Consider the following 12440-nt stretch of genomic DNA (forward strand, 5'->3'; position numbering starts at 1 on the left):
GAGATGTGATGGATGAGATTAGAAATTTGCCTCAAACTTATAACCCAGCGTCAGCTGAATTACATTGTTGCGCATAATGCCTTCACCTTTGAACAGGTCGGTGACGCCGATGTTGTATCGAGCGTCGAGCACAAAGTGGTTGTATTCATACGAAAGGCCAACGGGTACTGACAGCATGAACTTGTTCATCTCGGTGTCGGTGCCATATTGCTTGAGGAGCCAGTCAACGTCCATCTTCATACCATCATATTTTACGGTGGTCTTCGTGCGGAATGCAGGTTGTACACCTGCTTTTACGGCCAGACCTGGCACCACATAGCAGTTGAGCATGATGGGCACGTTGACAAAGTCGATATCGAGAATCTCGTCTGTTCCCGTCTCATCATCTTTTGCACCTTGGTCAGAATACATTAAAGCGGCAGAGAGGCTGAAGATGTCAGTTATCTGATATTCCATCTCCATGCCAAAGGCATAGCCGAACTTCATCTTATTATAGTCGGTCATACTTGAGAGATTCATTCCCACACGAGGCTGGACAGTCAACGTTCCTTCTCTCTCTTGGGCCATGATGCCTGCAGATGACAGCAAGACGATGGCCAGTAATAATAGTTTCTTCATATCGTTTTAGAATTAGTTGTTCATAAATGCCTGCATAAACTCCTGAAGGCGTAGCAGTCCGTAGCCACCCGAGACACACGACTCCTCATCGTAGTATTCTACCTCGTCAGGCTCTATACCTTTATAATATATAAGGAAGGGTACGGGTTCGTTAACGTGGATGCGCTGCTCAACGGGGGTAGGATGATCGGGTAGGATTGCGATGCAAACGGACTCCTGCATCTGCTCTGTAGCCTCGAAGATGGGCTTGATAAGACGCTGATCCAAGTAGTCGATGGCCTTGAGTTTCAAGTCGAGGTCACCATCATGTCCTGCTTCGTCGGTAGCTTCTACGTGAACAAAGACGAAGTCATCTTTCTGCAGGGCTTCGATAGCGGCCTGAGCCTTGCCTTCGTAATTCGTGTCAGCCAGTCCTGTGGCGCCAGGTACCTTGATGATGCGCAAACCAGCGTATTTACCGATGCCTTGGATGAGGTCGACAGCTGAGATGACAGCACCCGTCTTTACCTGAGGGTATTGCTGCATCAGCGTCTGCATCGAAGGACGATAGCCACCGCTCCAAGGCCAGATGCTATTGGCCTGGCGCTCACCTTTGGCAGCTTTCGCAAGATTGTATGGATGCTTAGCCAGCAGTTCCTGAGACTTCAGAATCAGTTCGTTTATCAAATCCGCTGTTTCCTGCGCTTCAGGTATCTCTGCCTTAACCAACAACGGACGCCATTCCTCATTGGGATGATCGTGGGGTGGGGCACAGACAATGTGCTTGTTGCCGCCCTTGATAACCAGCAGGTGGCGATATTGGATGCCAGTGATGAACTTTACTCGCTCACATCCCTCTCGTTCGTTGATGAGCTTGGCGAGGTTTTCGTTCAGGTAATCGATGAGCACACGAGCATCTTCTGTCTCCAGATTACCACCATTATGCGTAATAATCTTACCGTTCTCGAGTGTGATGATATTGCAACGGATGGCGAAGTCATCATCAGCCATCTCATAGCCTATCGATGCAGCTTCCAAAGGTCCTCGTCCCTCGTACACCTTGTTCAGGTCATAGCCGAGGATGGCGGTGTTGGCAACCTCGCTGCCAGGAGGGAACCCCTCTGGTACAGTAATCAGTCGTCCTGTGCGTCCTGCCTTTGCCAAACGGTTCATATATTCTGGACGTGCATACTGTAACAGCGTCTTGTTTCCAAGACGTGCTACATGGTGATCTGCCATGCCGTCCCCAAGAATGATGATATGTTTCATAGGCCTACCCCCTTCCCCTCCCCAAGGGAGGGGTGATTAGTTACATTGTCTATTGAAAATAACTTCATAGTCTGAGTTTGTATAAAAAGCCCCTCCCTTGGGGAGGGGTTGGGGTGGGCTGTTAAATATTTGCGATTGACATGATGTTGGCAAACACACCAGCAGCTGTTACGGCAGCACCAGCACCATAGCCCTGGATGAGCATGGGGTACTCCTTGTAGCGCTCGGTGGTGAGCAGCACGATGTTGTTCGAGCCTTCCAGTCCATAGAAGGGATGACCGTAAGGTACTTCCTTCAGGGCTACACTCGTCTTGAACGATGACGGATCCTTCTCGTCGGCCTCCATCGTAGCCACAAAACGCCAGCGTTTGTTTTCGGCTTCGAGTACCTGACGACGAGCTTCGAAGTCGGCATCCAGTTCTGGCAGCTTAGCCCAGAAGTCTTCGATAGAGCCCTCGAAATAGCTGTCGGGCACAAAGAGATGCTTCTCCACATCATCTTGCTCTACCTTATAACCGGCCTCACGGGTCAGGATGACCAGCTTACGGATAACGTCTGTGCCGCTGAGGTCAATACGTGGGTCAGGCTCTGAGTAACGCTGTTCCTTGGCACGCTTCACAGTTTCTGAGAATGGTACATCGGCAGCAATCTCGTTGAAGATGAAGTTCAGCGTACCAGAAAGGATAGCCTCAATCTTCAGGATCTTATCACCTGAGTTACATAGGTCGTTGATGGTGCCAATAATGGGCAGACCAGCACCTACGTTGGTCTCATAGCGGAACCATACACCCTTGTCGCGAGCGGTCTGTTTCAACTTCAGATAGCTGTCGTAGTTGCTTGAAGCTGCAATCTTATTGGCTGCTACAACTGATATGTTATGCTCTAAGAAAGTCTGATAGAGCTGCGCAATCTGACGACTGGCAGTACAGTCTACGAAGACGCTGTTGAAGATGTTCATCTTCACAATCTCATCACGCATATGCTCTGTGTTGGCAGCAAAGCCGGCACGCAGAATCTTCTCGTAGTTGTCCAGGTCGATGCCATCGCGGTCGAGTACGAAGTTGTCGACATCCGAAATGCCGACCACGTTCAGCTTCAGACGGCGCGACTGCATCAAGAACTGCTGCTGGGTGCGAATCTGTTCGAGCAGCATGCCACCCACGGTGCCAATACCGCAGATAAAAATATTCAGAACCTTGTATTCTGACAGGAAGAACGAGTCGTGCAGCACGTTTAGCGACTTGCGCAGGAATTTACCGTCAACCACGAACGAGATGTTCGTCTCGGAAGCGCCCTGGGCACAGGCAATCACACTGATACCCGAACGGCCGAGCGTTCCGAATAGCTTACCGGCAATACCTGGTGTTTGTTTCATGTTCTCACCCACGATGGCGATAGTGGCCAGACCACTCTCCACCTGCATGGGGAACATGGCACCCGTCTCAATCTCCTTAGCGAACTCGGCGTTCAACACTTCGGCTGCTGCAGCGGCATCTTCGTCACGCACACCGATAGAGGTGGAGTTCTCTGACGAAGCCTGCGACACCATGAATACTGAGATACCCTTGTTGGCAAGGGTGGTGAAGATACGACGGTTCACACCAATCACACCCACCATCGACAGACCTGTCACAGTAATCAGCGACGTGCCCTTGATGCTTGAGATACCCTTGATGGGCTTCTCGTCGTTCTCAATCTTAGCCTTGATAAGTGTTCCCGGGTGTTCGGGGTTGAAGGTATTCTTAACCTTAATAGGTATATTCTTGACGCAGACAGGATAGATGGTCGGTGGGTAGATGACCTTGGCACCGAAGTTACAGAGTTCCATGGCCTCTATATACGACAGCTCGTTGATGGTGTAGGCACTCTTAATAACCTTCGGGTCAGCCGTCATAAAGCCGTCCACATCAGTCCATATCTCCAGAATGTCGGCATCGAGCGTAGCTGCAATAATTGATGCAGTATAGTCAGAACCGCCACGTCCCAGGTTGGTGGTCTCATTGCTGTTGCTGTCGCGGGCAATGAATCCAGGCACAACGTAGATTTTGTTTGATGCTGTGTCACTGCTAGGTACAGAACTGAATGCTTTCTTCACCAACTGCTTGGTGATGTCGGAGTCGAGCACATGATGGCCTTGTTTCTTCTGAGTACGGATAAAGTCACGACTGTTCATACGAACGCCGTTCTTCACCATAGCAGCCACGATATGCGAACTGAGACGCTCACCATACGAGATGATGGTGTCCTCAGTCTTCTCCGACAAGTCGTGAATGAGGTACACACCGTAGAGGATGCTCTTCAACTGGTCGAAGAGCTGGTCTACATTATTAAATAAGTCTACGCGCTTTTTGATGTCATGGATGATAGTGTCTATCATCAGGTGGTGGCGTCTCACCATCGCGTCGAATTCCTCGCGATAGTGCTCGTCGCCCTGTTTTGCCATCTGCGACATCGCAATCAGTTTATCCGTGATGCCGTCGAGTGCGCTTACTACTACAATGACAGGTTGCGTCCGAGCCTCTGCCTCCACAATTTCTTTTAAGCTCAAAATGCTTTTTACGGAACCTACGGACGTTCCGCCGAATTTCATTACTTTCATATTCCTATGCAATTTATCTTTCCAACGGTACCCCTCAACAAGCGGGGCTTACTCCATTGGCGCTGCAAAGGTAGTGCAAATCGAGCGAAAAACCAAGAAAATCTCGAATTTTTTTGTTTTTCCGAGATGCAGCCTACCTTCGACCGAAGGTCAGAGGTAGTGCAAACTGAGCAAAATGCAAAGAAAAAAGTTGTTTTTTTTCTTATAATCTGCTTAATAGTTGCTTAAATACGCAGAGAGATTGGCACAATTTACAATGATGCTACCAATAACTGTCAGTATAACTATTATGAAAGCAATAATCTTATAAGTCATTTTTGGAATGGCAAAAGGAATGATCAAGCTAGTCAATGTAGAACAGATGCTGATGATAGTTTGGGATATCTGGATATATTTGATACCGGTTGTCATGTCATAGTTTTGTAAAACATAGGGAGTGATAAGCCAGCTGTTGATAAAGTGAGCGACAAAAAAGAAAATCAGTGAGACACACCATGCCAGTAATAAAATACTATTCCAATCCTTCTTTCCTTCAATCAGACTGGAACCACAATGGTTGCAAAACAATGCACCCTCTTCATTGGGATGCGAGCATTTAGGACATTTCATAAGCAGTTACTATTATATAATAATGGTGCAAAGATACAACATTTCCGAGGAGATAACGTCATAAAAGGAGTTAAAGGGAGTTAAAAGGCGATAGTTTTTGGTGGAATAGTTGTAATTTTGCATTCTATGACAAATGAATACCAACTACGCGTTTTGCCGCAGGTGGCGGCCAGCGCGGATGCTTTGAGGAAATATGTGGCCGACGAATATGGACTGGCGTTAGGCGCTTTGAAGGCTGTGCGCATCTTGAAACGTTCTATCGATGCCCGTCAGCGCACCATCTTCGTCAATCTGAAAGTGCGTGCTTACGTCAACGAGATGCCTACTGAAAATGAGTTCGAACCTGTTGACTATCAGGATGTCAGCCAGCGTCCGCAGGTCATCGTGGTGGGTGCCGGTCCTGGTGGTTTATTTGCCGCCTTGCGCCTCATCGAGTTAGGTTATCGTCCTATTGTCTTGGAACGGGGCAAGGATGTGCATGAACGTAAGAAAGATCTGGCCAATATCAGTCGTACCCAACAGGTAGACGGCGAGAGCAACTACTGTTTTGGTGAAGGTGGCGCTGGTGCCTATTCTGACGGAAAGCTTTACACTCGTTCGAAGAAACGCGGTAACACGGAAAAGATTCTCCGTGTGTTCTGTCAGCATGGTGCCTCGACCAATATCTTGGCTGATGCCCATCCTCATATCGGTACCGACCGCCTGCCTCAGGTTATCGAAGCCATGCGCAACACCATCCTCCGTTGTGGTGGTGAGGTGCACTTTCAAACAAAGATGACACAGCTGCTGCTTGAAGGACAGAAGGTGATAGGTTGTGTGGCTGGTGAGAAAGCATATCATGGTCCCGTCATTCTGGCAACGGGTCACTCGGCACGCGATGTCTATCGCTATCTGGCAGAGGCTCAGATTCATGTTGAGGCAAAGGGTATCGCTGTGGGTGTGCGCTTGGAACATCCCTCACAGCTGATAGACCAGATACAGTATCATCGTAAGGAGGGTAGGGGCCAGTGGTTGCCTGCTGCCGAATATTCCTTTGTGACGCAGGCCGATGGTCGTGGCGTCTATTCCTTCTGTATGTGTCCTGGTGGTTTCGTCATTCCTGCTGCTACAGGTCCTGAGCAGATCGTGGTCAATGGCATGAGTCCCGCTAATAGAGGTACACGATGGAGTAACTCGGGGATGGTGGTAGAAATTCGCCCGGAAGATGTTGAAAGTGGAATGAGCAATGACCCGCTGGCTATGATGCATTATCAAGAAGAACTGGAGCGGACGTGTTGGCAACAGGGCAATATGAAGCAGACAGCCCCCGCCCAGCGTATGGCCGACTTTGTGAATGGCAAGCTCAGCTACGACCTGCCTCGCAGCTCGTATGCCCCAGGCCTGGTGTCGTCACCCCTGCATTTTTGGTTGCCAAAACCTATCTCCTCACGTCTTCAGCAGGGCTTCCGAACCTTTGGCAAGCAGGCGCATGGCTTCCTTACCAACGAAGCTGTGATGATTGCTGTCGAGACGCGCACCTCATCGCCTGTCCGCATCGTTCGTGATAATGAGACGTTGCAACATGTTCAGGTTGAGGGACTTTTTCCTTGTGGTGAGGGTGCCGGCTATGCTGGAGGTATCGTGTCGGCAGGCGTCGATGGTGAGCGTTGTGCAGAAATGTGTGCCTTGTATATGGAAAAAATTGGTTGAATGCTTGTGCATTTCATTTTTTTTCCGTATCTTTGCCGAAAAGAAGTTAGAAACCAACTAAATCTATACGCTTATGAATAGGGAGGAACATTTTGTCATCACCATCAGCCGACAGTTCGGCACTGGTGGACACGAGATTGGGGCCGAGTTGGCTCGTAGGCTCAACGTGAAGCTGCTGGACAAGCAGATACTGAACGAGATGGCCCGTAAATATAATATTGTAGAGGAGGCCGTAGAGAAGATCGAAGCCCGCAATCCGCTGTGGCGCGATGACTTTACCCAGTTCTATCGCTCGTATATGGCTGGTGTGGAGTATAACGGACAGGAACACGACCAGACCTCGCGTCAGCTCTTCGAGGCGCAGGCCGAGGTCATCCGCAAGATTGCTGCTCAGGAGTCGTGTGTGCTCATCGGTCGCTGTGGCTTCCATATTTTCCGTCATCACCCCAACGCATTGAAGATTTTTATTCATGCCGATGATGACTGTCGTAAGAAGCGTATCGGTAAGAAATACGATATTGCCGAGAACGATGCTGCCGCCATGATAGTCGACAACGACTACAGCCGTGAGCTCTACACCAAGACTTTCACAGGTAGCGACTGGCAGGATGCTCGCAACTACGACATCTCGCTGAACGTCAAGCAGTTCGGGGTGAACGGGGCCGTTGACTTCCTGATGAATGTCATTGGCTGAATTTAATTTATTACTCTTAAGAAAGTGGCTTTTGGAAAATGGATAGGCGGCTATCTCGGATGGAGCGCCTTTGGACCCCTCGGGGGTATTATCGGATTTGTGGTTGGGGCCTTGTTTGATGTGGCTACCGAGCGTAACGGCGATGGTGAGACCATGCGCCTTACTGACGAGCAGTCGCAACAAGGCAATCGCAATAGTTTCTTTATCTCCATGCTGGTGCTGGCGGCCTATATCGTCAAGGCCGACGGTAAGGTGATGCATTCTGAGATGGAACTGGTGCGCGGCATGCTGCGCCAGAACTTTGGCGAGGATGCAGCCCAGCAGGGCGATGAGATGATGCGCCAGTTGTTTCGTGAGCAGGACAGGCAGGGCACCAACGTCTATCGTCAGAACATTCAGCAGGCCTGTCAGCAGATAGCCTATCATGTCGACTATTCGGGTCGCCTGCAGCTGCTCAACTTCCTGGTGATGATAGCCCAGGCCGATGGCCGTGTTGACCAGGTGGAGATTCAAGCCCTGAAAGAGGTAGCACAATGGATGCAGATGTCGCCTCAGGAGGTCGATGCTATGTTGCACTTGGAGGGCAACTCGCTCGAGGATGCTTATAAGGTACTGGGTGTCAGTCCTGATGTCTCTGATGCTGAGTTGAAGCGAGTCTATCGTAAACTGGCATTGGAGCACCATCCTGATAGAGTGGCCAAGTTGGGCGATGATGTGCGTCGTGCCGCAGAAAAGAAATTCCAGGAGATTAATGCCGCCAAGGATCGTATATGGAAGGCCCGTGGGCTTTGACGTTTAAGGTTTGAGATTTGAAACAGCCATCTATTTTGATTCCTGAAGGTTGTGACAAGGTGCTATTGCATGCTTGTTGTGCACCATGCTCTTCAGCCATTGTTGAGTGGCTGATGAACAATGGCGTGCGCCCCACCATATTCTATTATAACCCTAATATCTGGCCTCGTGAGGAGTACGAGATTCGAAAAAACGAGAGCAAACGTCATGCCGAGAGTCTGGGCATCCGTTGGATTGACGGCGACTACGACCACAAAGCATGGCGTAGTGACATCTGTGGGTTGGAGAACCAACCCGAACGGGGACTTCGCTGTGAACAGTGTTTCACGTTGCGACTCTCCGAGACGGCTCGTAAGGCTCAAGAGCTGGGCTTCCGCTATTTCGCCACCACGTTGGCCTCCAGTCGCTGGAAGAGTCTGGAACAGATAGAACGTGCAGGACAGAAAGCAATGTCCGAAGTGCCCGGAACAGTATTTTGGGCACAGAACTGGCGCAAGGGTGGCTTGCAGGAACGTCGTAATCAATTGCTCAAAGAGAACCACTTTTATAATCAGCAGTATTGCGGATGTGAGTTCTCGGCCAGAAACGGCGCGAACACTAAGCCCTTGCTGCGTGCTCAGATGAGAGAGGCGAAGAAGCAGCATCAGGCCCAGTTGGCTAATATGTCGGCAGAGGTTGTGGAAAAACTCAAAACTCAAATCTCAAATCTCAAATCTCCAATCTCCGCTCGGCCGAAGGACGCTTGCAAGGCAAGAAATCTCAAACCTTCAATCATCTTGGCTTATTGGCCTCTGCCCGATGAAGTGGATATACGTCCTTTTATCGACCAACTGGTGGCAGAAGGAAAAACGGTATTATTGCCTAAGGTGACTGGTGATGAGACGATGGAACTTCGTCGCTACACATCTCGTGCCGATCTTCAAGAAGGAGCTTTTCATATCATGGAACCTATAGGAGAAGTCTTTGATGACTACGAAAAGATTGACGTAGCCCTTGTTCCGGGTATGGCCTTCGATGCTGCCGGCCATCGCTTAGGGCGCGGCAAAGGCTATTATGACCGCTTCCTTAGCGCTCATCCTCATCTTTATAAGATAGGTATTTGTTTCCCCTTCCAACGTGTTGCTGAGGTGCCGTCCGAATCGCATGATGTCCTGATGGATGCTTCTGTCCTTTAACACGGACTATCAGTATTCGTGTGTTTCTGTCGTTGGTATGTTGGTTACCAGCACTCTATCTCGTCTTCTATCTCAGGCAACGTGCTGCGATGGAAGACGGGCTCTTTGATGCCCCTCCGTTTCTGCTGGCGATAGTCGTCGAGCAGACGGAAGGCATAGCGGCCCAGAAGCACGATGGCCACCAGGTTGCAGGCTGTGAGGAATGCCATGAAGAGGTCCACAATGTTCCACACTAGCTCGAAGCTGGCCAGGGCGCCGAAGACTACCATCACTCCTGCCGAGAAGATGCGATAGACGGTCATCACCTTCGTGTTGGGTGTGATGAAGCGGATGTTGGCCTCACCATAATAATAATTGCCGATGATGCTCGAGAAGGCGAAGAGGAAGATGGCGATGGCCAGGAACACAGGACCAGCGGCGCCCACCTCGCCCTGCAGGGCCGACTGCGTGAGGGCGATGCCGTTGAGCTCGGGCACCTGATAGAGGCCGCTGATGAGGATGATGAATGCCGTACACGAACATACCAACAGAGTATCGGTAAACACGCCCAGCGCCTGAATCAACCCCTGCTTCACAGGATGCGATGTTGAGGCCGTTGCCGCCACATTGGGCGCACTACCCTCGCCAGCCTCGTTAGAAAACAGGCCTCGCTTCACACCATACATAATCGTAGCGCCAATGCCGCCGCCAGCTATCTGATGAATGCCGAAGGCATCTTCCACAATCACCTTCAGCACATGGGGAATCATGTCGATGTTCATCACGATGATGACCAACGCCAGTATGACATATCCTACAGCCATAGTTGGCACTAGGACGGCACTCACCTGGGCAATGCGTTGAATGCCGCCAAACACGATGAACAGACCCATTGCCGCCAAGACGGCTCCCACCCAGACAGGCGAAAAGCCGAAGGCCTCCTGCATAGCGCCACAGATGGTGTTGGCCTGGATGGAGTTGTTTGATAGACCAAACTGACAGGTTATCAGCACGGCAAACGTGACGGCAAGCCAGCGCATCTTCAGACCTTTTTCTATATAATAGGCAGGACCGCCGATAAACGAGTCCTTGTGTCGCTTTTTGAAGAGCTGCGCCAGTGTAGACTCCACAAAAGCCGTTGCCGAGCCGATGAGGGCGATGACCCACATCCAGAACACAGCCCCAGGACCTCCAATGGCTATTGCCGAAGCTACACCAGCCAGGTTGCCCGTTCCTACTCGTGTGGCCACACTCACGGCAAAGGCCTGAAACGAGGAGATGTGGCGACTCCTTGTTTTCTCTTTCACCTGTGTCTCTATAGTATCCACAGCCGAGTCCGTTAGCAGACGCAGCATCTCACCCACCATGCGGAACTGCACAAAGCGGGTGCGCCATGTAAACCACACGCCACAACCTATCAGCGCACCAATCAGCAAATAGCTCCACAGTGCATCGTTAATAGCAGTAATCACTTCATTCATGCTGCAAAGATACGAATAAGCGAGAAGAAAACCAAAAGAATTTTGAGTTTTCTCGAGCGTGAGTATTTTAGAGCGAAGCTCAAAGATACGAATAAGTGAGTGAAACACCAAAAGATTTTAAAATAAAAACGAGACCCAATATTTGTGGGTCTCATTTTTTTTGTGTAATTTTGCAGCCCAAATAAACTAGTATAATATGTTTGAGAATTTATCTGAGAGACTTGAACGGTCGTTCAAGATACTGAAAGGTGAGGGAAAAATCACCGAGATTAACGTTGCCGAGACGCTGAAAGACGTGCGTCGTGCCCTGTTGGATGCTGACGTTAACTACAAGGTGGCCAAGAACTTCACGGATACCGTGAAGCAGAAGGCCATGGGTATGAACGTTCTGACAGCTATCAAGCCCAGCCAGCTGATGGTGAAGATTGTGCACGATGAGCTGACAGAACTCATGGGTGGCAAGGCCGCAGAGCTCAACCTCGAGGGCCGTCCCGCTATCATCCTGATGTCAGGTCTGCAGGGTTCTGGTAAGACCACGTTCTCAGGAAAGCTGGCCAAGATGCTCAAGGAACGTCAGCACAAGAAGCCCCTGCTGGTGGCTTGCGACGTCTATCGTCCTGCTGCCATCGAGCAGTTGAAGGTGGTGGGCGAGACCGTTGGCGTGGATGTCTATACCGAGGAAGGCAACAAGAACGTCGTTGAGATTGCTCAGAATGCTATCCGCAAGGCCAAGCAGGAGAGCTATACCGTGGTCATCGTCGATACCGCTGGTCGTCTGGCTGTCGACGAGGAGATGATGAACGAGATATCGAACCTGAAGCAGGCCATCAACCCCGACGAGACGCTGTTCGTGGTAGACTCGATGACGGGTCAGGATGCTGTGAATACTGCCAAGGAGTTCAACGACCGTCTCGACTTCGACGGCGTGGTGCTCACCAAACTCGATGGTGACACCCGTGGTGGTGCTGCCCTTTCTATCCGCACCGTAGTCACCAAGCCCATCAAGTTTGTGGGTACTGGCGAGAAGATGGAGGCCATCGATGTGTTCCACCCCGAGCGTATGGCCGACCGTATCCTGGGTATGGGCGACGTGGTATCGCTGGTAGAACGTGCTCAGATGCAGTTCGACGAGAAGCAGGCCCGCGAGTTGGAGAAGAAGATCCGCAAGAACAAGTTCGACTTCAATGACTTCATGGGTCAGATTCAGCAGATCAAGAAGATGGGTAACATCAAGGACCTCGCCTCGATGATTCCTGGCGTGGGCAAGCAAATCAAGGATCTCGACATCGACGACAACGCCTTCAAGGGCATTGAGGCCATCATCAACTCGATGACTCCTAAGGAGCGCGCTAACCCTGATATCATCAACCAGAGTCGTAAGGTGCGTATCGCCAAAGGCTCTGGCACCAAGCTGGAGGATGTGAACCGCTTGCTGAAGCAGTTCGACCAGACCCGTAAGATGATGAAGATGGTGAGCGGCATGGATAAGGGCAAGATGGCCCAGATGGCTGCCGCTATGAAAAACATGAAGCGACCCTAAACAGGGCCGCTTCATG

Annotated in this window: 10 protein-coding genes and 1 pseudogene; 6 read left to right on the plus strand and 5 right to left on the minus strand. The window is 50.5% G+C overall.

Annotated elements, in window-relative coordinates:
* Window positions 1-18 precede the first annotated feature (18 nt).
* The 4 genes from Q0R57_RS05410 to Q0R57_RS14735 form a co-directional block, all read right to left on the minus strand.
* Window positions 19-618 carry a porin family protein gene (locus Q0R57_RS05410; RefSeq protein ID WP_294744406.1) on the minus strand — a complete coding sequence of 200 codons (600 nt, stop codon included), beginning with the start codon at window positions 616-618 and terminating at the stop codon, window positions 19-21.
* A 12-nt stretch (window positions 619-630) separates the two neighbouring features.
* Window positions 631-1866 (minus strand): cofactor-independent phosphoglycerate mutase, encoded by a 1236-nt coding sequence (locus Q0R57_RS05415; RefSeq protein ID WP_294744409.1) that lies wholly within the window; start codon window positions 1864-1866, stop codon window positions 631-633.
* Window positions 1867-1987: 121 nt separating this feature from the next.
* Window positions 1988-4465 carry a bifunctional aspartate kinase/homoserine dehydrogenase I gene (gene thrA / locus Q0R57_RS05420; protein WP_294744411.1) on the minus strand — a complete coding sequence of 826 codons (2478 nt, stop codon included), beginning with the start codon at window positions 4463-4465 and terminating at the stop codon, window positions 1988-1990.
* Window positions 4466-4678: 213 nt separating this feature from the next.
* A complete protein-coding gene (locus Q0R57_RS14735) occupies window positions 4679-5074 on the minus strand; it encodes a zinc ribbon domain-containing protein (protein ID WP_366516828.1) in 396 nt (131 codons plus the stop codon).
* Window positions 5075-5200: 126 nt separating this feature from the next.
* Between Q0R57_RS14735 and Q0R57_RS05425 the strand changes: the two genes are divergently transcribed.
* From Q0R57_RS05425 to Q0R57_RS05445, 5 genes and pseudogenes are all read left to right on the plus strand, one after another.
* Window positions 5201-6763, plus strand: coding sequence for an FAD-dependent protein (locus Q0R57_RS05425; protein WP_294744413.1), 1563 nt, complete (start codon window positions 5201-5203; stop codon window positions 6761-6763).
* 73 nt (window positions 6764-6836) lie between these two features.
* Window positions 6837-7457 (plus strand): cytidylate kinase-like family protein, encoded by a 621-nt coding sequence (locus Q0R57_RS05430; protein ID WP_294744415.1) that lies wholly within the window; start codon window positions 6837-6839, stop codon window positions 7455-7457.
* A 24-nt stretch (window positions 7458-7481) separates the two neighbouring features.
* Window positions 7482-8249, plus strand: a complete 768-nt coding sequence (locus Q0R57_RS05435) for a TerB family tellurite resistance protein (protein ID WP_294744417.1) — start codon at window positions 7482-7484, stop codon at window positions 8247-8249.
* 17 nt (window positions 8250-8266) lie between these two features.
* Window positions 8267-8833 (plus strand): annotated as a pseudogene (locus Q0R57_RS05440) (epoxyqueuosine reductase QueH); the annotation flags it as partial.
* Between the two features lie 36 nt (window positions 8834-8869).
* Window positions 8870-9424: a 5-formyltetrahydrofolate cyclo-ligase gene (locus Q0R57_RS05445; RefSeq protein ID WP_366516830.1), complete on the plus strand. Its 555-nt coding sequence runs from the start codon at window positions 8870-8872 to the stop codon at window positions 9422-9424.
* 44 nt (window positions 9425-9468) lie between these two features.
* Here the strand turns inward: Q0R57_RS05445 and Q0R57_RS05450 are convergent, their stop codons facing one another.
* Entirely contained in the window at window positions 9469-10884 is a 1416-nt protein-coding gene (locus Q0R57_RS05450) for an alanine/glycine:cation symporter family protein (protein WP_294744419.1), read from the minus strand.
* 196 nt (window positions 10885-11080) lie between these two features.
* Between Q0R57_RS05450 and ffh the strand changes: the two genes are divergently transcribed.
* On the plus strand, window positions 11081-12424 hold the full coding sequence (ffh, locus tag Q0R57_RS05455; protein ID WP_294744421.1) for a signal recognition particle protein: 1344 nt from the start codon (window positions 11081-11083) through the stop codon (window positions 12422-12424).
* The last annotated feature ends 16 nt before the right edge of the window (window positions 12425-12440 follow it).

The organism is uncultured Prevotella sp. (assembly GCF_946407605.1).
Lineage (GTDB): Bacteria > Bacteroidota > Bacteroidia > Bacteroidales > Bacteroidaceae > Prevotella.

Bases quoted from the DNA above. Each gene is read 5' to 3' on its own strand.
- Q0R57_RS05410 (WP_294744406.1), bottom strand. From the start codon at position 618: ATGAAGAAACTATTATTACTGGCCATCGTCTTGCTGTCATCTGCAGGC.
- Q0R57_RS05415 (WP_294744409.1), bottom strand. From the start codon at position 1,866: ATGAAACATATCATCATTCTTGGGGACGGCATGGCAGATCACCATGTA.
- thrA (WP_294744411.1), bottom strand. From the start codon at position 4,465: ATGAAAGTAATGAAATTCGGCGGAACGTCCGTAGGTTCCGTAAAAAGC.
- Q0R57_RS14735 (WP_366516828.1), bottom strand. From the start codon at position 5,074: ATGAAATGTCCTAAATGCTCGCATCCCAATGAAGAGGGTGCATTGTTT.
- Q0R57_RS05425 (WP_294744413.1), top strand. From the start codon at position 5,201: ATGACAAATGAATACCAACTACGCGTTTTGCCGCAGGTGGCGGCCAGC.
- Q0R57_RS05430 (WP_294744415.1), top strand. From the start codon at position 6,837: ATGAATAGGGAGGAACATTTTGTCATCACCATCAGCCGACAGTTCGGC.
- Q0R57_RS05445 (WP_366516830.1), top strand. From the start codon at position 8,870: ATGAGAGAGGCGAAGAAGCAGCATCAGGCCCAGTTGGCTAATATGTCG.
- Q0R57_RS05450 (WP_294744419.1), bottom strand. From the start codon at position 10,884: ATGAATGAAGTGATTACTGCTATTAACGATGCACTGTGGAGCTATTTG.
- ffh (WP_294744421.1), top strand. From the start codon at position 11,081: ATGTTTGAGAATTTATCTGAGAGACTTGAACGGTCGTTCAAGATACTG.